Origin of the sequence: Puia sp., from assembly GCF_035546395.1 — a bacterium.
Lineage (GTDB): Bacteria > Bacteroidota > Bacteroidia > Chitinophagales > Chitinophagaceae > Puia.
Window position 1 is genome coordinate 87,393 of sequence record NZ_DASZXR010000011.1, and the last position, 23,991, is coordinate 111,383.

The 23,991-nt window shown below is 52.7% G+C and carries 21 protein-coding genes; 12 read left to right on the plus strand and 9 right to left on the minus strand.

The genetic code is table 11. From position 1 onward, the window contains the following. Positions 1-7 precede the first annotated feature (7 nt). The 6 genes from VHE34_RS11070 (at position 8) to VHE34_RS11095 (ending at position 10,887) form a co-directional block, all read left to right on the plus strand. On the plus strand, positions 8-3,592 hold the full coding sequence (locus VHE34_RS11070) for a VCBS repeat-containing protein (protein WP_325587747.1): 3,585 nt from the start codon (positions 8-10) through the stop codon (positions 3,590-3,592). A 5-nt stretch (positions 3,593-3,597) separates the two neighbouring features. Then, positions 3,598-4,032, plus strand: coding sequence for an EamA family transporter (locus VHE34_RS11075; RefSeq protein WP_325587750.1), 435 nt, complete (start codon positions 3,598-3,600; stop codon positions 4,030-4,032). 80 nt (positions 4,033-4,112) lie between these two features. Then, positions 4,113-4,712, plus strand: a complete 600-nt coding sequence (locus tag VHE34_RS11080) for an RNA polymerase sigma factor (protein WP_325587752.1) — start codon at positions 4,113-4,115, stop codon at positions 4,710-4,712. 135 nt (positions 4,713-4,847) lie between these two features. After that, on the plus strand, positions 4,848-5,876 hold the full coding sequence (locus VHE34_RS11085; RefSeq protein WP_325587754.1) for a FecR family protein: 1,029 nt from the start codon (positions 4,848-4,850) through the stop codon (positions 5,874-5,876). A 138-nt stretch (positions 5,877-6,014) separates the two neighbouring features. Beyond that, on the plus strand, positions 6,015-9,446 hold the full coding sequence (locus tag VHE34_RS11090; RefSeq protein WP_325587756.1) for a SusC/RagA family TonB-linked outer membrane protein: 3,432 nt from the start codon (positions 6,015-6,017) through the stop codon (positions 9,444-9,446). 10 nt (positions 9,447-9,456) lie between these two features. After that, positions 9,457-10,887: a RagB/SusD family nutrient uptake outer membrane protein gene (locus VHE34_RS11095; protein ID WP_325587760.1), complete on the plus strand. Its 1,431-nt coding sequence runs from the start codon at positions 9,457-9,459 to the stop codon at positions 10,885-10,887. A gap of 283 nt (positions 10,888-11,170) precedes the next feature. Here the strand turns inward: VHE34_RS11095 and VHE34_RS11100 are convergent, their stop codons facing one another. After that, positions 11,171-11,632 (minus strand): MauE/DoxX family redox-associated membrane protein, encoded by a 462-nt coding sequence (locus VHE34_RS11100; RefSeq protein ID WP_325587762.1) that lies wholly within the window; start codon positions 11,630-11,632, stop codon positions 11,171-11,173. Between the two features lie 280 nt (positions 11,633-11,912). Here VHE34_RS11100 and VHE34_RS11105 point away from each other — a divergent pair, with 280 nt between their 5' ends. Next, on the plus strand, positions 11,913-12,431 hold the full coding sequence (locus VHE34_RS11105) for a CAP domain-containing protein (RefSeq protein WP_325587764.1): 519 nt from the start codon (positions 11,913-11,915) through the stop codon (positions 12,429-12,431). Between the two features lie 40 nt (positions 12,432-12,471). On the opposite strand, the gene VHE34_RS11110 is transcribed toward VHE34_RS11105, so the two are convergent. Genes VHE34_RS11110 through ytxJ form a run of 3 tightly spaced genes read right to left on the minus strand, consistent with a single transcriptional unit; the run spans position 12,472 to position 14,977 of the window. Next, positions 12,472-13,302, minus strand: coding sequence for a 5'-methylthioadenosine/adenosylhomocysteine nucleosidase (locus VHE34_RS11110; RefSeq protein WP_325587766.1), 831 nt, complete (start codon positions 13,300-13,302; stop codon positions 12,472-12,474). A 7-nt stretch (positions 13,303-13,309) separates the two neighbouring features. After that, positions 13,310-14,596 carry an NCS2 family permease gene (locus VHE34_RS11115; RefSeq protein ID WP_325587768.1) on the minus strand — a complete coding sequence of 429 codons (1,287 nt, stop codon included), beginning with the start codon at positions 14,594-14,596 and terminating at the stop codon, positions 13,310-13,312. A gap of 51 nt (positions 14,597-14,647) precedes the next feature. Then, a complete protein-coding gene (gene ytxJ / locus VHE34_RS11120) occupies positions 14,648-14,977 on the minus strand; it encodes a bacillithiol system redox-active protein YtxJ (RefSeq protein WP_325587770.1) in 330 nt (109 codons plus the stop codon). A 227-nt stretch (positions 14,978-15,204) separates the two neighbouring features. Here ytxJ and VHE34_RS11125 point away from each other — a divergent pair, with 227 nt between their 5' ends. The 5 genes from VHE34_RS11125 to VHE34_RS11145 all read left to right on the plus strand — a co-directional run bounded on the left by VHE34_RS11125 (position 15,205) and on the right by VHE34_RS11145 (position 19,431). Beyond that, on the plus strand, positions 15,205-15,555 hold the full coding sequence (locus tag VHE34_RS11125; protein ID WP_325587772.1) for a hypothetical protein: 351 nt from the start codon (positions 15,205-15,207) through the stop codon (positions 15,553-15,555). Continuing rightward, positions 15,552-16,898, plus strand: a complete 1,347-nt coding sequence (locus VHE34_RS11130; RefSeq protein WP_325587774.1) for a UDP-N-acetylmuramate--L-alanine ligase — start codon at positions 15,552-15,554, stop codon at positions 16,896-16,898. The genes VHE34_RS11125 and VHE34_RS11130 overlap by 4 nt, the downstream gene beginning before the upstream one ends. A gap of 6 nt (positions 16,899-16,904) precedes the next feature. Beyond that, positions 16,905-17,672 (plus strand): 3'-5' exonuclease, encoded by a 768-nt coding sequence (locus VHE34_RS11135; protein ID WP_325587776.1) that lies wholly within the window; start codon positions 16,905-16,907, stop codon positions 17,670-17,672. 62 nt (positions 17,673-17,734) lie between these two features. Further along, a complete protein-coding gene (locus VHE34_RS11140; protein WP_325587778.1) occupies positions 17,735-18,517 on the plus strand; it encodes a polyprenol monophosphomannose synthase in 783 nt (260 codons plus the stop codon). Further along, positions 18,514-19,431, plus strand: coding sequence for a DMT family transporter (locus VHE34_RS11145; protein ID WP_325587780.1), 918 nt, complete (start codon positions 18,514-18,516; stop codon positions 19,429-19,431). Before VHE34_RS11140 ends, VHE34_RS11145 begins: the two co-directional genes overlap by 4 nt. Before the next feature lie 33 nt (positions 19,432-19,464). Here the strand turns inward: VHE34_RS11145 and VHE34_RS11150 are convergent, their stop codons facing one another. From VHE34_RS11150 to VHE34_RS11170, 5 genes are all read right to left on the minus strand, one after another. Next, complete coding sequence (locus VHE34_RS11150; protein WP_325587782.1) at positions 19,465-20,184, minus strand: hypothetical protein; 720 nt, start codon at positions 20,182-20,184, stop codon at positions 19,465-19,467. A 67-nt stretch (positions 20,185-20,251) separates the two neighbouring features. Further along, a complete protein-coding gene (locus VHE34_RS11155; protein WP_325587785.1) occupies positions 20,252-21,613 on the minus strand; it encodes a dihydrolipoamide acetyltransferase family protein in 1,362 nt (453 codons plus the stop codon). A 71-nt stretch (positions 21,614-21,684) separates the two neighbouring features. Continuing rightward, complete coding sequence (locus VHE34_RS11160) at positions 21,685-22,953, minus strand: CinA family nicotinamide mononucleotide deamidase-related protein (protein ID WP_325587787.1); 1,269 nt, start codon at positions 22,951-22,953, stop codon at positions 21,685-21,687. 27 nt (positions 22,954-22,980) lie between these two features. Beyond that, the gene (locus tag VHE34_RS11165) at positions 22,981-23,400 is read right to left on the minus strand and encodes a thioesterase family protein (RefSeq protein ID WP_325587789.1); all 420 of its coding nucleotides are present in this window, start codon (positions 23,398-23,400) and stop codon (positions 22,981-22,983) included. Positions 23,401-23,425: 25 nt separating this feature from the next. Beyond that, positions 23,426-23,848: a DoxX family protein gene (locus tag VHE34_RS11170; protein WP_325587791.1), complete on the minus strand. Its 423-nt coding sequence runs from the start codon at positions 23,846-23,848 to the stop codon at positions 23,426-23,428. Positions 23,849-23,991: the final 143 nt, after the last annotated feature.

A 23,991-nucleotide genomic window follows, 5' to 3' on the forward strand; every position in this document is an offset into this window, starting at 1 on the left:
TGCTTTTATGATCGCATTAAAAGAGCGGTGGGCGCTGGTTGCGGCGGCCTGCTGCGTCCTAAGCCTTGCGGCCTGTCATGGCCGTAACCCAATGCTGCAAAGGGTGGATCCGAACGAATCGGGGATCCATTTCAACAACCTGATCGTCGAGAATGACAGTGTCAATCCCATGGACATGACGAACATTTACAATGGCGGTGGGGTGGGGGTCGGTGATTTCAACGGAGACGGGCTTGAGGACATTTATTTTACCGGGAATCTTGTTCCGAACAAGCTCTATTTGAATAAGGGAAATTTTCATTTTGATGATGTCACGGACGCGGCGGGGGTAGCCGGCAATGGGGAATGGTTCAGAGGAGTGTCCGTGATCGATATCAACAATGACGGCTTGCCCGATATCTATCTTTGTGCGAATATGAAGGCGGATGCGCGGCAACGAACAAATCTTCTGTATGTCAACCAGGGCAAGGATGCCAATGGTGTCCCGCGTTTCAAGGAGATGGCGGCTGAATATGGATTGGCCGATACCCTGTATTCCACGATGGCCAGCTTTTTCGACTACGACAACGATGGCGATCTGGACATGTATCTGACGGTCAATGAGATCCCAAAGGGATCGAATCCTAATAACTTCCGGCCGCAAATCAGGGATGGGAGTTTTCCCAGTACCGGTCATCTATACCGGAACGACCGGAGTGATTCGCTGGGCCATCCTGTGTTCCATGATGTGAGCCGCCAGGCTGGGGTGACGATCGAAGGATTGGGGCATGCGGCCACAATTGCCGATATCAACGGCGACGGGTGGAAGGACATCTATGTGTCCAATGATTTCATTGGGGATGATATTCTGTATATCAACAACCATGACGGGACTTTTACCGATCAGGCCAAATCCTATTTCAAACATACGTCGGCCAACGGGATGGGACAGGATATCGAGGATATCAACAATGACGGGCTGCCGGATATTGTGGAGCTGGATATGAATCCGCCCGGCAATTACCGAAAAAAGATGTTCCTCAATTCCTCCAACTATCTTCTGTACCAGAACACGGAGCTTTATGGATATCAATACCAGTATGTCCGAAACAGTCTGCAAATAAACCAGGGGCCGCGGGTGGGGGGATTGGACTCGATCGGAGATCCGGTGTTCAGTGAGATCAGCTGGTATTCCGGGATCGCGGAGACGGACTGGAGCTGGTCGCCGCTGGTTGCCGACTTCGACAATGACGGCAACCGGGATATCATCGTAACGGGCGGTTATCCCAAGGATATTACGGATCATGATTTTGTGATGTTCATGAGGCAGTCCAACAATCTTGCCTCAAAGAAATGGATCCTGGACCAGATCCCGCAGGTGCGCATCCGGAATTTCGCATTCCGCAATAATGGCGATCTGACCTTTTCGGACGTATCGAAACAATGGGGACTGACGGCACGGGGATTTTCCAACGGCGCGGTGTATGTCGACCTTGATGGGGACGGTGATCTTGATGTCGTCATTAATAACATCAATGATGAGGCGCAAGTTTACCGGAATTTGACGCGGGAAAAAAAGCCGGAATCTTCTCACTATCTGGACATCAGGCTTGCCGGGGATAGTATGAATCGAAAGGGATTCGGGGCGATCGTGGAGCTTCATTACGATCATGGACGGCAACAGGTGTACGAGAACAATCCCTATCGGGGATATCTGTCCACGATGGCCGACCATGCCCATTTCGGACTCGGTCCGGTGGGAGTGGTGGATACGGTCAGAGTGCTGTGGCAGAACGGTAAGGTGCAACTGCTGACGAATGTGAAGGTGGACCAGGTGCTGACGGTGGATATCCGGAATGCAGACCAGGAGGGGGTGGTGAAGGGCCAGCGGTTTGCTTCTTCGGCCCTGTTCCGGAATATAACGGACAGCATTGGGCTCCAATACCGGCAGGAGGAGGGGGACTTTATCGATTTCAATGTTCAGCGGCTGCTACCCCATAAGTTTTCCCAGTATGGACCCGGCATTGCGGTGGGGGATGTCGACGGCGATGGACTGGACGACCTCGTCGTGGGCGGATCGGCTGGACATAGCGCCGTGTTGCTTTTGCAGCAGGCCGCTGGAAATTTCGTGACTTCGAAGCTGATGCCGGATTCCGCCGCGGTGAAAAAGGTTTGTGATGACGAGGGGGTGTTGCTTTTCGATGCCGACGGCGATGGGCATGCAGACCTTTATATAGCCGGGGGCGGCTATGAGAACCCCGAGAACAGCGATGCTTACCGCGACCGGTTGTACCTCAACGATGGGAAGGGGCATTTTGTTTTACAGGCAAAAGCGTTGCCGGAAAATTTCACCAGCAAGTTTTGTGTCCGTGCGGCGGACTTCAATCATGACGGGAAACTGGATCTTTTTGTCAGCGGACGGGTGGACCCCGGTCATTATCCGCGGCCGGTTTCCAGCTTTATTTACCGGAATGATTCGAAGGATGGGCAATTGCGGTTCACCGACGTGACGGCCAGCATGGCACCGGGTCTGCAGCAAGTGGGAATGGTTTGTGACGGTCTCTGGACGGACATCGACAATGATGGTTGGCCCGACCTGATAATGGCGGGAGAGTTCATGCCGCTGACTGTATTCAGGAATGATCGCGGGGTATTGAAGGATATCACGTCCGTTTCGGGTACCAGCGACCAAAAGGGATGGTGGAACAGCATCGTGAGCGGAGATTTTGACAATGACGGGGACATTGATTATGTCGTCGGCAATGTGGGGCTGAATTCGTTCTACCGGGCTTCGCCGGAATATCCTGTGCGAGTGTATGGGAAGGACTTCGACAAGAATGGGATCTATGATATGATCCCTTCATTGTACCTGCCCGATTCGAATGGAGAGAAACGGGAGTATCCGGCGATGTCGAGGGATGACCTGTTGCGCCAAATGACCTCCATGCGGACACGGTTCCCGACGTATAAGTCCTATGCCGTTGCGACGATGGACGAGGTGCTTAGCCCCGACCAGCGGCAAGGGGCCACCATTCTCGAGGCCAACCAATTCCGGAGCTGCCTGTTCCGCAATGACGGTGGCGGCAGGTTCACGATGATCGCGTTGCCGATGCAGGCCCAGCTTTCAGGTCTGAATGGGATGGTGGCGGGGGATTTCGATCATGACGGTAACCTGGACCTTGTTATTAACGGGAACGACTATGGTACGGAGGTTGCTGCGGGTCGATATGATGCGTTGAACGGGCTATTTTTGAAGGGGGATGGGAAGGGTGGGTTCAGTGCCGAAACGATCGTGCAAAGTGGTATTTATATTCCCGGGGATGGGAAGGCGCTGGTTGCGCTCGGAGGGGCAGGAGGGAGAGTGATACTGGCTGCGGGGCAGAACCGGGGGCCGTTGCTGGTGTTCGAACAGCGGAAGCCGGGGCGGATGATCCCGGTGCGGCCGGATGATGTGAGTGCGGAGGTGAAGCTTCGGGATGGAAAGGTGCGGAGGGTGGAGTTTCATTATGGGGAATCGTTTCTCTCGCAGTCGGGCCGGTTTTTGGAGTGGGGCGATGGGGTGGTCTCGGTGGAGATCACGAATGAAAAAGGAGAAAAGAGGAGTATAAAATAGACAGTATGTCCAGTTTTCCATTGTGGTTGGTGTATGCTTTGTTGTCGGCGTTCTTTGCTGCGTTGACGGCGATATTTGCCAAGGCGGGGTTGAAAGATGTCAATTCCGACCTGGCGACGGCGATCCGCACGGCGGTGATATTGTTGATCACGTGGGGCATTGTGTTGTTCCGGGGCAGTGTGGCGGCTGGGCTTAGGGGATTGTCACGAAACAATTGGCTTTTTCTGGTCTTGTCGGCGGTGGCTACGGGGATGTCCTGGCTTTTTTATTACCGCGCGTTGCAGATCGGCAGGGTGCAGGAGGTGAGCATCATCGATAAGGGGAGTATTCTTTTTACGATCTTTCTGGCTTTTTTCTTTTTGCGGGAGCCGTTGACTGCGAGAGTATTGATTGCTGCTGTTTTGATCTTTGGGGGGATGATCGTGCTTGTTTGGAAGTAGACCGTGGATATCGGTGAAAATAAATCACAAAAAGCCGGTCTTTTGCCGCCGTGGACGGGAATATCTCGTTATTTTACGGAGTGCCTTTTGAACGGATCCATAATGAGCCAGACCTGCTCCGGCAGATATCCCAGGGAGATCGGGATGCGTTCCGAATTTTTTACACACATTATTATGGGTATGTGCAACGGTATATTGCGCTGTTCGAGCCATCGGGCGGCAGTCTTGAGGAGCTGACGCAGGATGTTTTTGTCCGCATATGGGAAAAGCGCGAGCATTTGGGTAAGGTGGAGTCGTTGAAGAGCTATCTTTTTCTGATCACGCGGAATGTGGTCTTTAATTATCTGCGGAGTCTGAAGGTGCAGCAGAAGGTGAGGGAGTTGGATGGGGTGGCTGAGACGGTGGGGGATGACCTGGAGAGTGAGATCCTGTTCCGGCAATATTACCGGATTGCGCAGGAGGCGATGGACAAGCTTCCGCCGGGTCGGCGTAAAGTATTGAAAATGAGCATCGATGACGGGCTTTCTTTGGATGAGATCGCTGCGGAGTTGAATATTTCGCGGGCGGGTGTGAAGAAGCAGTTGTATGCGGCTACGGCTTTTGTGCGGCAATATTTGCAGGAGCATGGGGAGATGACGGTCTTTTTGTTCCTTTTTCTTTCTCTTTTGGAGGTTTGCTGAGCGATGGCCGGGGCTTTGCTTTAGCCGGGGGCTTGGCAGCGGCTGGCGGAGCTTAAAAAAAATTCAAAAAAATTTATGGGGTGAGGTATCCTCTCCGGCCCGTTAAGTGTCTTTAGAGATAAGACACCTTATGTTATGAATCTACAGGAAGCCAAGCAATTTGTCGCTCACTTCGTCAACGGGGATTACACCCGGGAGGAATATGCGACGTTTCTGCGCTGGCTGAAAGGGGCGACCCTGGAGGAGTTGAATGATATTGCGGATGAGCATGAGGCGCAGCATGAGCGTTGGGATGTTACGGGGCTGATGCCGTCGGCGGAGTGGAAGGCCCGGTTGGAGGGCAAACTGGACGATCTGGGAGTAGAAGAAGCGCCGATCCCGGTGATTGGGGAGAAATGGAGCTTCAGGCGCAAGACCTGGGTTGCGGCCGCTTCGGTGGTTGTTGTGTTGGGGGCGGGTGCGATCTGGTATACTCAGCAGGGTAGTGTGAAGCCGGGGTTTCATAAACTGACTGATTTTACGTCGGCGGTGAAGACGGCCGAGAATCCCAAAGGTGGTGAAGACAAGAAGGAATTGCTATTAGCGGACGGAAGCAAGGTATTGTTGAATGTTGCTTCCACATTGAGATACCCGGAGACGTTTACAGGCTCGGAGAGGGTGGTGGAATTATCCGGAGAAGCGTATTTTGAAGTGAAGCCGAATGCGGCGCGGCCTTTTCGGGTGCTTGTAAAGGATGCGGAGGTGGATGTGTTGGGTACGAGCTTCAACGTGAGAGCGTATGGGGATGAGTCGGTGTGCAAGACGACGTTGATCGATGGATCGGTGTCGATCGAGAGCCGGTCAGACAAGAAAAAGTTGACTCCGGGTCAGCAGGGGATTATAACCTATCCTTCAACGGGAGACATTGCGATAGTCCCCAGGGTTGATATTGGGGATGTGATGGCATGGAAGACGGGGTATTTCGTATTCCGAAACGAGGAGTTCCAGGTAGTTGCGCGTGTTTTGGAGAGGTATTATAACGTTGAGATAGAATACGATCAAAATATTGCTGTTACGAGAGTCTCAGGGTCTGTTTCAAGAGCCAAGGATTTGACGGCTAATCTTAGACAATTCCAGGGGATGAAAGTCAGCAATCACGGGACGAAAGTGAAAGTCACACTTTAGAGCATATTGTCCATAACCATTGAACCGAGTCCGCCGTTACAGCCTGCGGTCATGGGTGAATAGAAAAAATAAGTATTTATTTTATATTCATTCATGATTTGTAGGCTGTAACTTTAGTTGCATAAACCAGCCCGGTTAATGAGGCCACTGAAACTGACTGTTTTCCTTCTGCTGCCATTCCTTATTAAAAGCCGACCTGCCTATTGTCAGCCTGCTATTGCCATTACATTAACCGAGAAGAACGCTCCCCTTCAAAAAGTGCTGGATGATATTCATGAGAAGACAGGTTATACGTATGCCGGTTTTGGTGATTGGCCGTCGGTCAGCCGGCCGGTGAGCTTTTCCGTTACCAATGCGAGTATCGATGAGGTGTTGAGTCTTTGTTTCAGGGACCAGCCGTTGATCTATGAGGTCAATACGGTGGATCGCACTATTTCCATCCGGGTGAGGCCAAAGGAGGATCGGGAGGTGCATGGGTGGGTCTTTGACGAGAACAGGGAGCCGATGGCGCGTGTGTCGATCCATGTTGTGGGGGAGGGAGATGCGATGAGTGGGGACAATGGGGAGTTCAAGGTATGGGTGCATTATGCGGGTGTCCATTTGGTGTTCAGCATGGTAGGATATGAGCGAAAGGAGGTGGCGTTGCCGGAGCCGGGTAGGGATCTGCAGGTGGAGTTGGCGTCGCATGTGGGGACGTTAGAGGTGGTTACGGTGCATACGGGGTACCAGGATCAGCGGAAGTTGAATACGACGGGGTCGTTCGATGTGGTGGACAATGATCTTTTGAATCGGCATGTGGCGCCGAATATTTTGGATCATATTGATGGGGTGACGAGTGGGGTTCTGTTTAATAAGAATATTGCCAGCGGGGTTAATCAGTCGACGATCTCGGTGCGGGGGCGGAGTACGATTTTTGGGAATCCGAATCCGTTGATCATTTTGGACAATTTTCCTTACAATGGGGATATTAATAATATCAATCCGGCGGACGTTGAGAATATTACGGTATTGAAGGATGCGGCTGCGGCGGCTATTTGGGGCGCTTTTGCGGGGAATGGAGTGATTGTGATAACGACAAAGAAGGCGAAGGCGGGGCAGGGGCAGAGGATTAGCTTTACGACGAGTCAGACGGGGAGTCAAAAGGTGAATTTGTATTATCCGCAGGTATTGTCATCGAGTGATTATATTGATATTGAGCAGTATTTGTTCAGACAGGGATGGTATGATGGCTATTTTACGAGTCCTTTGTACCCTGCTTTGACGCCGGCAGTAGAGATTTTTGGCCAACGGAGTCGAGGAATGATTACGGCGGACGACTCCGCGAGACAGATTAATGCGTTGAAAAAAATAGATACGCGGAAGGATGTGGACAGATATTTTTACCGACGAGGATTAAATAGCCGGTATTCCTTGAGTTTTTCCGGCGGGAATGAGAAGGATCAATATTATTTGTCTGCCGGATATGATCGGAATCTGACTTTTCTGACACATGATGATTATGACCGGGTCACACTGTTAGGGAATAATAGTTATACATTGGTGCCGAAGAAATTGGAATTGAGCACGAACCTGATTTTTGCGGGCAGCACGACCTATTTAAACAATTCGGGAAACTATGGGATCAATTATCCATACGCCAAACTGGCCGATGCCCAAAGAAATCCCCTTCCTGTGGCTTATGGCCTCCGCCTGCCCTATGTAGATACGGCCGGTGGAGGAAAGTTACTGGACTGGCACTACCGGCCATTGGATGAACTAAGGAATGCGAATAATGTCGTTCACCTGAATGATTACCGGATTAATTTGGGCTTGCGGTATTGCATTCGAAAGGGATTGGAGGCACGAGCCTACTATCAGTACAGCAAGACCGATTCCAATTTCGTGCAGTATTTTAGCCTTAAGACGTACAGAGCAAGGAATCTGATCAACTCTTTCGCGCAGGATTCAGCTGGCATTTTCAACTTTCCAGTACCTCGCGGGGGTATCCTGAATGAGAACCTTAGCGCTATTAGTGGAAATAATGTCAGACTTCTGTTGAGCTACAATGATTCGCTGTTTCGAAATGGATGGTTGAGCCTAATGACAGGGAGCGAGGTTCGAGATATAGAGGGAACCGGGCGGGTGAACTGGTTATACGGATATAACCCAGAATTAGGTAGCAGTATCCCGGTTGACTATTTACATAGCTATCCAAATTACACGAATGACCAACCTATGCAACTACCCTATCAGGACACGAGAACGGGCAGCGCCGAACGTTATATCTCCTATTATGCAAATGGCAGCTATCTCTACCGCGGTCGATATATGCTTTCAGCCAGCGTCCGGCGGGATGAGTCTAATTTGTTCGGGGTCAATGCTAATCAAAAAGGTGTACCGCTTTGGTCGGTAGGCGGGGCCTGGGAATTGTCAAAAGAGCAATTTTACCGCTGGAGTTCCATGCCTTTTTTGAGACTGCGGGTTACAAATGGTTATAACGGGAACATTGACCGGAATGTATCGGCGTATACTACAGCAGTAATCAATGGAGGGTTGAATCCTTACAACAATATTAATGCTTCGATTGTCAATCCGGCTAACCCCTCTTTGCGATGGGAACGAGTACAAATATTCAATGCAGGGATCGACTTTGCTACGAAAGAAAACCGTCTTAGCGGCACTATTGAATATTTTATCAAATCTGGTATCGACCTAATTGGCGAGAGTCCCCTCGACCCCACGACAGGTTTTTCAACCTTTACAGGCAATACCGCCAATATGATCAATCATGGACTTGATATGACTTTGCAGGGAAATATTAATATTGGTTCCGTCCGCTGGAATGCCGTTCTGCTTTTCAGTTTTGCTCGAGATAGAGTGACGCGCTACCTCGCGAAGCAAGGAACGGTGCGAGACTATATGTCTGTAGGAACGATCAATCCATTGAAAGGGAGACCGCTGTATTCCATTTTTGCTCTACCCTGGAAGGGGCTGAGCGCGCAGACAGGTGATCCGCAGGGATTATTCCAAGGCAAAATGAGTACTGATTACGCGAATATTCTTGGTTCGGATATACTCAGCAATATGATCTATAAGGGCGCTGCCAATCCTACTCTATTCGGCAGTTGGCGAAATACCTTTTACCGGAAACAATGGGAGCTTTCGTTCAATGTTATTTATAAATTCGGCTACGTATTTCGTCGCAGCTCTATTTTTTATTACAACGTCTTTATTCAGGCGTCACCCGGCCATCCCGACTATGAACGGCGCTGGCAAACCGCAGGAGATGAGAAGCGAACCAATGTGCCCTCTTTGGTACTATCTACAGACCCCAACCGAGACGATTTCTATCGAAATTCGGAGGCGTTGATCGAACGGGGTGATAATGTTCGGTTGCAAGATTTGCAATTGGGGTATACTCTTGGTCGACCAACACATCCAAATCTGCCAGTCCAGGCAATAAAATTCTATCTATATGCAAATAATATCGGCATTCTCTGGAAGGCAAATCATGCTGGGATCGATCCGGACTATGTACAAACTTTGTCACCACCCAAGACCCTGGCAGTAGGAGTGAAAATCGATTATTAAAGAGTTTATAATGAGCCAACTGCTTAAATCGATAAATCTTTTGTGGCTGATTCCCGCTCTTTGGATGCTGGGTATTGCTTGCCATAAGCAGGATTTTCTGAATAAAAAGCCAAGCACTACGCTGGTAGTGCCTACAACCCTAAGTGATTTCCAGGCTTTGATGGATAATGTAAAGGTATTCGGCCTTGTGCCGACACTTGGTGAAGCGTCCGCTGACAATTATTTTGTTTCGTATCCGGCTTGGTTAATCCTGCCGACGCGGGAACACAATGCATACATTTGGGCTAAAGATATTTATGGTGGACAGGGCGAGCAACAGGATTGGAATGTACCTTATCAGCAGGTATATTATGCTAATGTGGTGCTGGAAGGGATAAAAAAAATGAAATTGGCTCCGGATAGCGTGGCGCAATGGAAGGCGATAGAGGGGGCTGCTCTTTTTTGTCGGGCCTTTGCCTTTTATAATCTTGCACAACTGTTTGCCCCAATATATGATAGTACAACAGCGAGCACTGACCTGGGGATTCCCATTCGGACCAGTTCGCTGGTCGATACTCTTTCCGCCCGATCGAGTGTCCAAGTCACCTATGATCAGATTTTGAATGATCTGCATAATGCAGAAGCATTTTTGCCGACCGATTTGCCGGGAAAGGTCCTTAACCGGCCGACGGAGGTCACCGCGCAGGCGCTACTGGCCCGCGTGTATCTCAGTATGCGGAATTATACTAAGGCTCGACTTTGCGCAGACAGCGTTCTGCAAGTATATTCCACGCTTATGGATTATAGCGACCTGGCGGTAACTACGCCAGTGCCGATCAACATGCTCAACCCCGAAACGCTTTACCAGGCGAGTTTCCTGGGTGGTCCGAACACTGTAGCTTATTTTTCATCCATTTCGGCGAATTATCCAACCACGTGGATCGACACCGGGCTTATCAAGTCCTATGATTCAAATGACCTTCGACGGATAACCTTCTACCGATCGAGGCCGAGCGACACGACTTCCCTGAGGTTTGGCTACACTGGAATGGCTTATCCCTTCGGAGGCCTTGCGGTGGACGAATTATTTCTGATACGGGCGGAAGGAGCTGCGAAAGCGGGCGATGCATTGGCTGCAATTAATGACATCAACATCTTGCTGAGAAGCCGTTGGAAGCCAGGAACCTTTACTGACTATACGGTTGCATCGGTGGGAAATGTGCTGGAATTGGTGCGTACTGAACGAAGGAAGGAACTCGCTTTTCGTGGGCTGCGGTGGACTGATCTGCGCCGATTGAACAAAGAGGGCGCCAATATAACCTTAACGCGTGTGCTGGTCGACTCAGCACAAAACACGAAGAGGTATACACTGGCGCCGAATAATTTAAACTACACATTGCCTATACCACCTGATGTAATTAGCCTTAATGGGGCAATACAACAGAATCCCCGAAATCAATGAGCCGTGTTGATGTGAGGGGCGTTTGGAGTTTCAACTGTGCAGCTTGGGCAATTGTTATATGTTCCCACGGCGCAAGGTGAATAGGTAATACCACCATTCAGTGTATAGAAAGTGCAGGTCGTACTGCCTTGCATGCAGCCATAGAATTGAGATACCGGTTGATATCCGGTCCCGTTAAACCAATACTGGGGCAGCGTAGTGCAATCCCAATGGGGCTTTGTGGCGAAGGCGGCGCAGACGCTGAATACGACGGCCAGAGACAAAATGGTCGCTTTGATTTTTTTCATACGAAACTGTTTTTGTTTTTTGAATTAACTGATATTTGGGTGAAACGTTTCCTGGTTTGAATGACCACGCCGACAATCGAGATCCCCACAAAGAAAAGGTTTAAAAAGAGATGCTGCGTCCACGTGAGGCGTTTGATGACACCGCCGCAGGAGCATGGGACATACGGAAAGAAATGTGCGAGAACGATACCTGTATAGATCGTGAAGAGGCCCATTACGATCAGGGAACTATAGAAACCTAACAGTCTCGTACGTTCGAAGATTAGGCTAACGGAGATGGCTACTTCCGTACAGGGGATCACCCAAACGAGGACGGGCGTCCATGAATTGGGCAGCGGCTGATTATCCATCTCCTTATAAAAGGTCCTGAAATCGAGAAATTTACTTAGGCTAGCGTACACGAAAAGCAGTATCAGTAGGGCCGAGATACACTCCAGCAATACCTGTCGCTTGAACATAGTTAAAATAATTTGAACACAAGACCTGGGCTTATGGCAAAATTGTTTACAGTAATCATCTGTGGATAGGGAGAAACGTATTGTAACGGGTCGGATATGAATAGAAAAAGGAGGATAAAAAAGGAACAGGTTATTACTAGTTAAATATCGGCAAAAATTATTAGAGTAGCAACTTCGATCGATTAATTTTCCGTTTTAACTTTTTCCTGCAAGCGTCGTTAGAATTTTTCCGGACCTTAAACGTTCTATGGGTCCATCTATTATTCATAAACGAAAAAATATGTACCGTAACTCCCTGTTCGTCGCCTTATTTTTATCTTTCGTCCTTCATGGTTATTCCCAGAGCACAAAATCGATATATAAAGACCCTTCCTTTATTTCTGCCATATTGCAGCAACATAATACGTACCGTTCGGCCTTGCAGTTGCCTGACTTGGTATGGTCGCCGGAATTGGCAAAGGATGCGCTGGCGTGGGCGCAGCACCTGGCTTCCATCAACCAGGGACAGCATGATGGCTCGGTCAGGGGCAAAGAGGGAGAAAATCTGTTCTGGGGAACGGCGGACGCCTTTTCCTACACCGACATGGTGGCGAAGTGGGGGGATGAGAAAAGTGTCTTCAAATACGGGGTGTTCCCCGACGTGAGCACGAATAAATCCGCTATGGTCGGACATTATACCCAAATCGTCTGGAAGAATACGACAACCGTCGGGTGCGCGCTGGCGAGCAATGGGGAGATGGATTACCTGGTCTGCCGCTACTCGGTCCCAGGGAATGTGATCGGGCAAAAGCCCTATTAAAATGCCCGCCGGACGCGGGTTTTTGCCAGGCGGGTTGCCTTCAGGGGGTCGAAGGGCTACCGGTTCTGAGTATGGCCAGCTGGCCGGTAATGGCGGCGACGAGCATGGCGGCGTTATGGGCGGCCGCGCGATAGAACCGGGCGATGTCCTTTTCCGCTTCACCATCGGCGCCATCGCTGAGCGACCGGATGACGATGAATGGCACCTGTTGCTGCCAGCAGGCCTGGGCCACAGCAGCTCCCTCCATATCGGTTGCTTCGGCGCGCATGTTCTGCCAGAATCGCTGGGTGACGACGCGGCTGGAGACGAAGACATCACCGGTGACGATCGTTCCAGTGACAACCCGGGGCGCGGGTCTGCCCTCGATGGGTTTCTCCAGAGGCAGGTTGCGGCCTACGTTCTCGGCGATGCGGATGAGCCGGTCGCTACTGGGAAAATACAGGGGATTCCGCCTTGTTGTCGCGGGGTTGCGGGTGGAATCCAGCCTTAACGTATCGCCAAGTATCCCATAGTCATGGTAAGCCAGCTCTTTCCCGATGACCAGGTCGCCGGGCGACAGGGCCGGGTCGACACCGCCGGCAATTCCGCTGAAGAGCAGCTCGGCGGGGCGAAAATGCTCGATCATCAGCGTAGTGGTGATCGCGGCGTTGACCTTCCCGATCCCCGTGAGGGCAACAACCACCTTCCTTCCATTGAGGGTTCCCTCGGTGAAGTGGAGACCGGCGATGACCGATTCCTTTTTATCCTGAACTTTTCCGAGTAAGAGCGAGATCTCCTCTCCATAGGCGCCGAGGATCGCAGTGGTTTGGGCGATGGAGGGGCGGGGTGCCAGAAGGAGGATGAAGAGAAGCAGCCGGATGGATGTATTCATAGCCAGTCTATTCAATGAGTAAAGATAGGAGCGCCAGGGCATCGATGACCAATAGGGCTAGGGTTATCTCTTTGTATTTACCTACACCCGCCTTTATCGCGGTCCAGGAAAAGAAGCCCCAGATGATGCCCTGGGTGATCGAATACGTAAAGGGGATCAGCACCAGCGCCAGGAAGGCGGGGATCGCTTCATCGGGAAGCTGCCACTGGATACGGCTTACGGGCCGGAGCATGAATACGCCCACGAGCACGAGGGCGGGTGCGGTGGCGATCGGCGGTATCGCGGAAAGCAACGGCGACAGGAAGAGAAAGGGCAGGAAGAGAAATGCGGCGACGACGGCGGTGAACCCGGTGCGCCCGCCGGCCTCGATGCCGACGGCGGATTCGAAATAGGCCGTGCCCGGACTGGAGCCGAGCAAACCGGCGATGGTGGTGGCCACGGCGTCGGTGAAGAGGGCCCGCCGGACATGGCGGGGTTCGCCATTCTCATCCAGCAGCTGCGCGGCCTCGGCCAGGCCTACGAGGGTCGAAAGACTGTCGAAAAGATCAGTAAAGATGAAGGAAAAGATGACCGGGATGGCTGCCCATTTCAGGGAATGAACGAGATCGAGGCGGAACAGGAGGCTGAAGTCCGGCGGGGCCCACCAGCCGGTGGGTTTTACCAGGCCGAGTGGCCAGGCGCAGAGTGTGGTGAAAACAATACCATATAATATAGCTCCTTTGACTCCACGGGCGATGAGCAAGGCGGAAACAAAAAGACCCGCCAGGAAGACGCCTACGGCGGGGCTAAGGGGCGCGATGCCGACAATGGTTCCGGGCTTGTGGACGACAAAGCCTGCGTTTACAAAGCCGATCAGGGTGATGAACAGGCCAATTCCGCCGGCGATGGCATACCGAAGGGGGCGGGGAATGGCACGGAGAATTAAAAGCCTGATATTCAATAGAGTGAGAAGTAAGAAGAAGATGCCGGACCAGAAAACGGCGCCCAGGGCGACGGGCCAGGGGATCTTGAGGGCTGCGACGGCAGTAAAGGTGAAAAATGCATTCAGGCCCATCCCCGGAGCGACGAGGACGGGGTTGCGGGCGTACAGGCCCATCATCAGGGTGCTGAAGAAGGAGACGAGGACGGTGGCGGTGAGGACGCCGGAGAAGGGCATGCCGGTGAGGCTGAGGATGGCCGGATTGACGACTATTATATAAGACGTGGCGAGGAAGGAGGATACGCCGGCGACGATCTCGGTCGATCGGGTGGTCTTGTTGGCGCTAAAGTCGTGGCTAAAGTCAAAAAGAGGCATGTCCGGTCGTTTGAACCGGAAGATACGAAGGAATGGCTTTTATCCCGGCTGCTAGGCTGCGGCGTCGAGGATATCATCCATGGTGATGCCCATGTGACTTTCGTCGTAGACGCATTCTCCGTTACGGATGAGTAAGACCTGGGGGGATTCGTGCCCGACGAAGAAATCTTCGGCTATTTTGTTGGAAACGGGCCTGTTCCGGATGAGGTCGAGGAAGTAGAAATCAATGGTTTCCGGCTGTTTGGCCCTTTCCAGGCGGCCTTTGACGAGGGCGCTGGTGGAGCAGCGGGTACTGTGTTTGAAGATGAGCTGGGGGCGGGAGGCCGATCTCTGCCTTATTTCTTCCAGCTGGGCTTCGGTCTGCAGGGTGATCCAATTCATATGCAATATAACGCGGATAATACAAAAAGGTTATCCGGGGATAACCTTTTCAATATTTTTCGGGTGAGGGGAAGCTGGACTAGCGGTAGCCAACATAACCCTGACTCATCTTGCACCCGCCGCGCGAGCCCGAACCGTAGGTCGAAGCACAGGAAGTAAAAGCGGTGGCAACAGCCATAGCAAGAGCCAAAATAACGATTGTCTTTCTCATTTTTGTGGTATTTAAGATGAACGAACGAAAATTGCCTGGTTGGGGAATCTTGGACCAGGTAATTCATCCGGAGAAAATGTCTCTCCAGTGGTCGAATGGAACCTGCGCGGGTTTCAAAGGAGGGGATACGGATCGAACCACATGTTCGGCGGCCGAAGGCCAGGACATTACAGGATTGACCGAAGGTTCGGCGGCCGAAGGCCAGGACATTACAGGACGAACCGAAGGTTCGGCGGCCGAAGGCCAGGACATTAAATTAGGGGAGATTTTCGAAAGGATAGAGAAAGAATTCGTAGAATTCGCAATGATCTGGCACAAAATAAAAACAAAAAATCGATATTCGCAAGCCCTAAGGGATCAATTATGAAAGTTCATTTTATCGCGATCGGTGGAAGCGTGATGCATCAGCTGGCTATTGCCTTGAGCCGCAAAGGATATGAAGTGACGGGAAGCGACGACGAGATCTTTGAACCGGCGTTGACAAATCTGCAAAAGGAGGGGTTGTTGCCGGTTAAGATGGGCTGGGAAGGGGGGCGGATCCACGCCAATCTCGATGCGGTGATCCTTGGGATGCACGCCAAAGGGGACAATCCCGAGCTGCAGCGCGCGCTCGAGTTGTCCTTGCCGATATACTCCTTCCCGGAATATATCTACCGGGAGAGCCGGGACAAGAAACGGGTTGTGGTGGGAGGCAGTCATGGGAAGACGACGACGACCGCGATGATCATGAATGTGCTGGCCGCGGCCGGGAAAGACTTCGACTACCTGGTCGGGGCACGACTGGATGGGTTTTCGCAGTCGGTGAATATCACTCATGCGCCGGTAATCGTCTGCGAAGGCGATGAGTATCCGGCCAGCGTATTGGAAAAGCGGCCGAAATTCCATTTTCTTCATCCGCATATCGCGGTCCTTACGGGGATTGCCTGGGACCATATCAATGTCTTCCCGACCTTCGACAATTACCTCGAGCAGTTTCGCATCTTCATAGGCATGATCGAGCCGGGGGGCGTCCTTATCTACAATGAGACGGATCCCGTATTGAAGAGGCTGGTGGATGAACACCCGGCCCCCGTTCGAAAGGTCGGTTATGGAATTCCGGAATACCGCATTGAAAACGGCATAACGCTTGCTACGCTGGAAGGTCAATCCGGACCCTTAAAGGTCTTTGGCGAGCATAACCTTTTGAACTTCCACGCAGCCTTCCTGGTTGCCAGGGAGTTGGGGATGGACGCCAGGAGCTTTTTGCAGGGGATGGCGGCTTTTTCGGGTGCGGCCAAGCGGTTGGAGCTGATCGAAAAGAAGGAGGGGTTGAATGTCTACCGGGACTTTGCCCATGCTCCTTCGAAGGTAAAGGCGACGATCCAGGCGGTGAAAACGCAGTTCCCGGATCGGGAATTGATCGCGGTGCTGGAGCTCCATACGTACAGCAGTCTGAACGAGCAGTTCCTGTCGGAGTATTCCGGAGCGCTGGACCTGGCGGACCATGCGGCGGTGTTCTACTCGCGTCATGCCCTTGAACTGAAGCGCTTACCCCTGCTGCCGAAGGATAAAGTGGCGGCGGGCTTTGGCAAGGCCGGTCTTGCGGTGGTGACGGAGAAGGAAGAATTGCGGGACTGGCTGGCGCAACAGTCTTACAAAAATGTTAATTTGCTATTGATGAGCTCTGGTAATTTCGACGGGCTCACTATAAGAGATTTTTTAATATTATAGATTAGAATGCTACAACTTACACGCCCCTTAGCGATCCTGGACCTTGAGACGACGGGGGTCAATCTCGGGACTGACCGAATCGTGGAAATTGCCATCGTGAAGGTCATGCCCGATGGGAAGAAGCAGATAAAGCGGAAGCTGCTGAACCCGGAAATACCTATTTCAAGCACATCGACGGATATCCATGGGATCACGAACGAGATGGTGAAGGATGCGCCCACATTCCGGCAGGTGGCCAACGAATTGAAGCAGTTCCTCGATCATTGTGACCTGGCGGGATATAATTCCAACCGATTCGATATCCCGATGCTGGTCGAAGAATTCCTGCGGATAGGAATGGAATTCGACAGCAAAGGAAGGAAGCTGCTGGACGTACAGAAGATCTTTCACATGATGGAGCAGCGGACGCTTAGCGCGGCTTACCGGTTCTACTGTCAAAAGGAGCTGGAGGGCGCCCATGGTGCGGAGGCGGATGCTTCGGCCACCTGGGAGGTGCTGGTTGCGCAGGTGGTAAAATATCCCCAATTGGGAACGAATATCGATACCATCCTCAAATGTATAGGCGAAGAGCCGCTGGTGGATTTTGCGCGGCGGTTTGTGTTGGAGAACGGGGTGGAAGTCTTTAACTTCGGCAAGTACAAGGGGCGATCGGTAGCCGAGATCCTGAAGGCGGAGCCGCAATACTATGATTGGATGATGAAGGGCGATTTCCCACTGCATACCAAGCAGAAACTGACGGAAATCTTCAACAGGACTATGTTAAAAAAGGGTTAGCGGCAACAGGCCGCTGCTGAAAAATTGTAACTTTGCATCTTAACGCATAATCAACTAACTAGTTGGAAAAGATCGTCATCATACCTACTTACAACGAACGGGAGAATATCGCTGCTATCCTGGAAGCCATCTTTCGGTTGGGTCAGGGCTTTCATGTGCTGGTGATCGACGATAGCTCGCCGGATGGGACTGCGGAGATAGTGCGGCAGCTGAAGGGGAAATATCCCGGTCAGCTGTACCTGGAAGAGCGGCAGGGCAAGCTGGGTTTGGGTACGGCCTATATCTACGGGTTCAAATGGGCGGTACGGAACAATTATTCGTTCATTTTCGAGATGGATGCCGATTTCTCGCATAACCCCAGGGACCTGATCCGGCTTTATGATGCCTGTAAGTACCAGGGGGCGGATGTGGCTGTCGGTTCCCGTTATGTAAAGGGAGGCGGCAATATCAATTGGCCCAAGGACCGGATCCTGCTATCGCGGGGTGGGTCGATATATACCCGGCTGATAACCTGGATGCCTGTCCAGGACCCCACGGCCGGTTTTGTCTGTTACCGGAAGGAGGTTCTCGAGACGATCAACCTCGACCAGATCAAGTTCGTGGGGTATGCGTTCCAGATCGAGATGAAGTTTGCGGCGTGGAAGCTGGGGTTCAAGATCAAGGAGGTGCCGATAATCTTCGAAGACCGGAAGTTTGGCGTCAGCAAGATGAATAAGGGGATCGTGAAGGAGGGCGTTCTTGGGGTGCTGAATCTGCGCTGGCACTCGTTGTTCAAGAATTATCGCAACCGCGTAAAAAATGACGTAGTGGCCGCTGTGGGGGCGAATTCCGTCCCGGCAAAATGAAAAAAGCGTTCATCCGGCTGCATATAGCCGTTCTTCTCGCAGGCCTTACCGGCGTACTCGGCAGGCTTATTTCCCTTAATGCGGGTTTATTGGTTTGGTACCGGCTTTTGCTCACTGTGCCTTCGTTATGGCTACTGGCCTTGTTGCGTAAGCAATCGGTTGGGATCGGCCGGCGCGATCTGTGGCGCATCTTTGGGATCGGGGGGATCGCGGCGCTGCATTGGGTGAGCTTTTATGCGAGCATCAAGTATTCCAATGTATCGGTGGGGTTGTTGTGTTTCTCGGCGATTGGGTTTTTCACGGCGCTGATCGAGCCGCTCGTGATGAAGCATCGGGTGGACCGGGTGGAGCTGTTGCTTGGGATGCTGGTGATCGTGGGCATCCTCTTTATCTTCCAGGTTGATCCCCATTATAAGACGGGTATCCTTATCGGGCTGGTATCGGCGTTACTGGGCAGCCTGTTTCCCGTGCTGAACAAGCGGGTGCTGCGGCGGGTGTCTTCGGAGAATGTGACCTTGTATGAGCTGACGGGCGGGTTTCTTGTGTTGTCGGTGCTGATGCCGTTGTACTTGTATCTGTTTCCGGCCCCTTCCCTGCTTCCGGGCCTGGCCGACTGGGGATGGCTGCTGGTGTTAAGCTGGGCATGTACGGTGCTGGCTTTCAATCTTTCGATGAGTGCGTTGCAGAAGATCTCGGCGTTTACGGTGAATTTGAGTTATAATTTGGAGCCGGTGTATGGGATACTTTTGGCTTTTGTTCTGTTTCGGGAGGATCGGTATTTGGGGGGTGGGTTTTATGTGGGGTTCTTTCTTATTCTTCTTTCCATTGTTTTGCAGACGTTGCGGTTGTGGCGCCGCCGGGCACTTCGCGCCTCCGGGTCAAAGGCAACTTACCCTCCGGCGCAAAGCCAATGATGTCGGGCCTTCGGCCGACGGACCGGTGGTCCGTCAGGCGGCGCGGCCGCTGATATAGCGGACGAGGCTTCGTTTGGCGATCGGCAGGAGGGTCTCGTCCACGGGAAATTTCAAATCCGTTTCGATGGAGTATACGGCCGGGTTGGGCAGCCCGGTTTTGAGGCGGAGCAGTTCGGCCTTGATATTCTCGTAGGTGTTGACGATGCTGCGGGACCAGGTATCGATGTATTCGGTGCGGATGCTTCGATATTTTTCGTCGTGTTTCTCGAAGAAGCTGAGCCGGTATTGATAGACGCGGGTGTCGGTGGCGGCGCCGGTGCTGAGGAAAAAATATCCTTCAACGTTTTCGAGGGGTACGAGGCCGATGGGATAGATGACCAGCTTGTCTTCGACGAACTCGTAGATCTCGGTGCCGTTGCTGATGGTCTGGCGGATCTCCGTGGTGGCATAATTGATGATCTCTTCGAGCTCTTTCATCAGTTCATCATCCTCGATCATCTGTTCGTAGAGGATCTGTAATTTTTCTATCTGGATACCGGTAAGTTTTTTGGGGAATTGCTCCTGCAGGTATTTTTTGTTCTCGCGGAAGGCGGCGAGGTTGTTATAATGAAAGATGATGTCGGCCAGTTGCGGGTACAGCTTATTTTCATTGAAATAGCGGTGTATTTCCTGCAGATAGGCGAGTAGGGTGTATTTTTTCAGTTCGAAATCAATGTAACCGTCGGCGAACCAGGTCTCGGATAGCGTCTTCATGGAGCTTCATTTAATTCATGCATTAGTTGAATTTACGAAATTCCTCTGAAAGATGCAAGGGGGCGCCTTACAGCTGTCTGTCGGCCGGGAAGTTCTCCAGTTCGCGGGCTACGGCCGAGCAGAAGGTGGCGCCGAGGCTGCCGTCGATGATGCGGTGGTCATAGGAGAGGGACAGGTACATCATGTGCCGGATGACGATCGCGTCGCCGCCGTCGGTTTCGAGGACGACGGGCCGCTTTTTGATCGCGCCGACGGCCAGGATGGCTACCTGCGGTTGGTTGATGATCGGGGTGCCGAGCAGGCTGCCGAAGGTGCCGACGTTGGTGAGGGTGAAGGTGCCGCCCTGGGTGTCTTCCGGCCGCAGCTTGTTCTGGCGGGCGTTGTCCGCGAGGGTGTTGACCTGGCGGGCCAGGCCGGTGAGGTTGAGCTGATCGGCGTTGCGGATAACGGGGACGATGAGGTTACCGGAGGGCAGGGCGGTGGCCATACCGATGTTGATGTCCTTTTTGATGATGATCCTGTCGCCGTCGAGGGAGCTGTTGATCAGCGGGTATTTCTTGATGCACCGGATAACCGCTTCGATGAACAGCGGGGTGAAGGTGAGCTTTGTATTCTCTCTTGTCTCGAATTCTTTTTTGACCTTGTCGCGCCAGTGTACGAGATGGGTGACGTCGGCTTCGGAGACACTGGTGACGTGCGGGCTGGTGTGAACGCTGCGGACCATGTGGTCGGCGATGAGGCGACGCATGCGATCCATCTCGACGATCTCGACATTCCCGCTTTGGATGACCATGGGCGGTTGGGTTGGTACTGCTTCCGTGCGTACAGGGGTCTCCGTGCGAGCGGGGGTTTGGGTTGCGGCTTGGGTGGAGCTTCCGCCGGCGACCTGGCTTGCGGCGGTATGGCCGGATTTGCGGTCGGCGATGTATTGGAGGATATCCTTTTTGGTGACGCGGCCTTCGTTGCCGGAGCCGGGGATGGATTCCAGCTCGCTGAGCGGGATGCCTTCGCCTGCGGCGATATTGAGGACGAGAGGGGAGTAGAATCTTGGTCCGCCCGTGTTTACGGCGGCGGGGCGCTGCCGTGGTGCGGCGGTGTCGATGACCGTTGCCTGCGCCGTTGCGAGAGGCTGTGCGGGGGCATGGGTTGTGACGGCGGGCTGTGCCGGTGTTGCGGCGGCCGTGCCGTTATTGGTCCGGATGCGGGCAATGACGGAGCCGATGGGCACAACGTCATTGACCTGGTAGAGGAGTTGTTCCACGACCCCTTCCGTTATGGAGGGCACTTCGGAGTCCACTTTGTCGGTGGCGATTTCCAAAAGGGTCTCATCCTGCTTTATAGCATCGCCGGGTTGTTTGTGCCATTTCAGGATCGTGGCTTCCATGATGCTTTCACCCATTTTTGGCATTACCAGGTCAACAAGGGACATAATACGTTGAATTTAAGATTGTCAAAGGTAGTCTTTTTTCGATTTTCATCATGGGTGCGGGATGAGCGGGTCTATTGAGCGGGTGAAACTATGAATTTCCTTAACAGGTTGAGGGCATTTGTTGCCGTTAATTCAATATTCCGGAGGCGATCGAAGCGGAATGAAAATTTCTGAGCAAGAATATTTTGACGGTTTCCAACGGCGATCCAGACCGTGCCGACCGGTTTATCGGGAGTGCCGCCGTCCGGGCCCATGATGCCTGAGGTGGCGATGGCATAGTCCGTGTCGAGTCCGGTGAGGGCGCCGTGGATCATCTCCCGGACGGTCTCTTCGCTGACGGCGCCGTGGGCCGCGATGGTGCCGGCGCTTACGCCGAGGGAATGCATTTTTACCTCGTTGGCATAGCTGACGATGCTTCCTTTGTAATAGATGCTGCTGCCGGGGATGGATGTGATGAGGTGGGCGATGTAGCCGCCGGTGCAGCTTTCGGCGGTGCCGAGGGTCTTACCGTGGGTTTTCAGCAGGCGGCCGATGGCTTCCTGCAGGGAGATATCCTCGTCGGTGACCATCCATTCGGCGACCAGTCCCTTAAGGGTGTCGAACCGCTGCTGGAGGAGGGTTTCGGCCGTCGCGGTATCGTTTGGGTCTCCGCCGCGGATCGTCAGCCGGAGGCGGACCATGCCGTAGTTGGGCAGATAGGCCAGTTTGATGGAGGCGGGGAGGGCTTCTTCGAATGTCTTTATGTGTTCGGCCAGGAAGGATTCGCCGATGCCGGCGGTGAGTAGGGTCCGATGGGCGATATAGGGCAGCTGGAAGCGTTCGCGGAGGGTGGGAAGGATGTCGTCGGTCATCATCCCTTTCATTTCATGGGGAACGCCCGGCATCGAGACGAAGATGCGGCCTTCCCGTTCGAACCACATGCCGGGGGCGGTGCCGCGTTTGTTTGGGATGACGGTACAGGAGTCCGGCACTTCGGCCTGCCTGAGGTTGCGGTCGATCATGGGGCGTTTCAGGACCCGCTCGAAGATCCATTTGACATTGTCGAGGGCTTTTTCGTCGATGATCATTTTGCCGCCGAAATACTTGTTTAATAGTGGTTTTGTGATGTCGTCGGCGGTGGGGCCGAGGCCGCCTGTGATGAGGATGATGGAGGAGCGGCGGGATTCTTCATCGAGGGCCAGCCAGATATCGTCCCAGACGTCGCCGACTGCCACGCGGCGGGCGACCCAGATGCCGTATTTGTTGAGTTCCTGCGCCATCCAGGCGCTGTTGGTGTCGATCACCTGGCCAATCAATAGTTCATCTCCGATGGTAATGATGCTGGCAACAACCTTATTCATTCGATAAAGATAGGGGTTTCCGGCCCGTTATGGTTCTGACGGGAACCACGGCCTTAGGCGGTCGGCCATTTCGGGCGGCATACTTGTCTTTTCCATGGTTTTGGCGACGAGGAAGTAGAGGCGGACGAGGCCGGTGGTGAGGAGCTTTCCGCGCTGGTTGTAGACTTCCTGGTGGAATTCGATGCGGTGATCGACCGGCCAGTCTTTGAGGGTCGTCCGGACGGTGAGGAGATCGTCGTAGTGGGCGGGGCGGAGGAATTTTGCGGTCCACTCGATGACGGGCATGATTATTCCTGTCGATTCGAGGTCTTTGTAGCTAAAGCCTAATTGGCGGATGGCTTCGACGCGGCCGACCTCGAAATATTGGGCATAATTACCGTGATAGACGATGTTCATCTGGTCGGTCTCGGCGTAGCGGACCCTTACTTGTGTTTCGCTTGTGTACATGATGTAGAGTTATTTGCCCAGCGGATCACTTGCCCATTGCGCCGTCGATGCTGATACGGCCGGGGCCTACCAGCAGGATGGAGAAGAAGGCTGCGAGATAGAGCCAGGCCTGCTCGTGCAGGGCGCCGTTCATTGTTGCGACGTGGCCTTTGTGGATCAGGAATTCGGCGACGACAAATTCGATGACGAGGACAAGGGAGGCGAAGCGGGTAAGGAAGCCCAGGGCGACGAGGAGGCTGCAGAGCAGCTCGGCGAAGACGACGAGGGCGAGGGATATGCGATGACCGATATGGAAGGGATCGGGGAAGACGGTTTGAAGATGGCTGAAGTTCTTTATTTTTTCGAGTCCATAGAAGTAGCAGAGAATAAGACCGAAGACCGCGCGGATCGCCAGCGTTGCGACGTTGAAGGCGGATTCGGAGTAGGCGGTGGAGAAGAACTTTTTCATGTGCGATTTGAATTTGCCGTGAAGATAGCAATTGCGAGTTGTGGTGCAAAGAGTTATAAGGAAATGTTAATCCTTGCAGTTATCCACACGTGTTTGGAACGATGTTTGGTAAAAGGCAAAATAATTAGAAACTTAGCGCGTTA

Excerpts from the sequence above, each read along its gene's own strand:
- VHE34_RS11155 (WP_325587785.1), bottom strand. The coding sequence starts at position 21,613 with ATGTCCCTTGTTGACCTGGTAATGCCAAAAATGGGTGAAAGCATCATG.
- VHE34_RS11070 (WP_325587747.1), top strand. The coding sequence starts at position 8 with ATGATCGCATTAAAAGAGCGGTGGGCGCTGGTTGCGGCGGCCTGCTGC.
- VHE34_RS11150 (WP_325587782.1), bottom strand. The coding sequence starts at position 20,184 with ATGAAGACGCTATCCGAGACCTGGTTCGCCGACGGTTACATTGATTTC.
- ytxJ (WP_325587770.1), bottom strand. The coding sequence starts at position 14,977 with ATGAATTGGATCACCCTGCAGACCGAAGCCCAGCTGGAAGAAATAAGG.
- VHE34_RS11170 (WP_325587791.1), bottom strand. The coding sequence starts at position 23,848 with ATGAAAAAGTTCTTCTCCACCGCCTACTCCGAATCCGCCTTCAACGTC.
- VHE34_RS11105 (WP_325587764.1), top strand. The coding sequence starts at position 11,913 with ATGTACCGTAACTCCCTGTTCGTCGCCTTATTTTTATCTTTCGTCCTT.
- VHE34_RS11085 (WP_325587754.1), top strand. The coding sequence starts at position 4,848 with ATGAATCTACAGGAAGCCAAGCAATTTGTCGCTCACTTCGTCAACGGG.
- VHE34_RS11100 (WP_325587762.1), bottom strand. The coding sequence starts at position 11,632 with ATGTTCAAGCGACAGGTATTGCTGGAGTGTATCTCGGCCCTACTGATA.
- VHE34_RS11110 (WP_325587766.1), bottom strand. The coding sequence starts at position 13,302 with ATGAATACATCCATCCGGCTGCTTCTCTTCATCCTCCTTCTGGCACCC.
- VHE34_RS11095 (WP_325587760.1), top strand. The coding sequence starts at position 9,457 with ATGAGCCAACTGCTTAAATCGATAAATCTTTTGTGGCTGATTCCCGCT.
- VHE34_RS11115 (WP_325587768.1), bottom strand. The coding sequence starts at position 14,596 with ATGCCTCTTTTTGACTTTAGCCACGACTTTAGCGCCAACAAGACCACC.
- VHE34_RS11075 (WP_325587750.1), top strand. The coding sequence starts at position 3,598 with ATGTCCAGTTTTCCATTGTGGTTGGTGTATGCTTTGTTGTCGGCGTTC.
- VHE34_RS11145 (WP_325587780.1), top strand. The coding sequence starts at position 18,514 with ATGAAAAAAGCGTTCATCCGGCTGCATATAGCCGTTCTTCTCGCAGGC.
- VHE34_RS11090 (WP_325587756.1), top strand. The coding sequence starts at position 6,015 with ATGAGGCCACTGAAACTGACTGTTTTCCTTCTGCTGCCATTCCTTATT.
- VHE34_RS11160 (WP_325587787.1), bottom strand. The coding sequence starts at position 22,953 with ATGAATAAGGTTGTTGCCAGCATCATTACCATCGGAGATGAACTATTG.
- VHE34_RS11135 (WP_325587776.1), top strand. The coding sequence starts at position 16,905 with ATGCTACAACTTACACGCCCCTTAGCGATCCTGGACCTTGAGACGACG.
- VHE34_RS11130 (WP_325587774.1), top strand. The coding sequence starts at position 15,552 with ATGAAAGTTCATTTTATCGCGATCGGTGGAAGCGTGATGCATCAGCTG.
- VHE34_RS11165 (WP_325587789.1), bottom strand. The coding sequence starts at position 23,400 with ATGTACACAAGCGAAACACAAGTAAGGGTCCGCTACGCCGAGACCGAC.
- VHE34_RS11125 (WP_325587772.1), top strand. The coding sequence starts at position 15,205 with ATGAACGAACGAAAATTGCCTGGTTGGGGAATCTTGGACCAGGTAATT.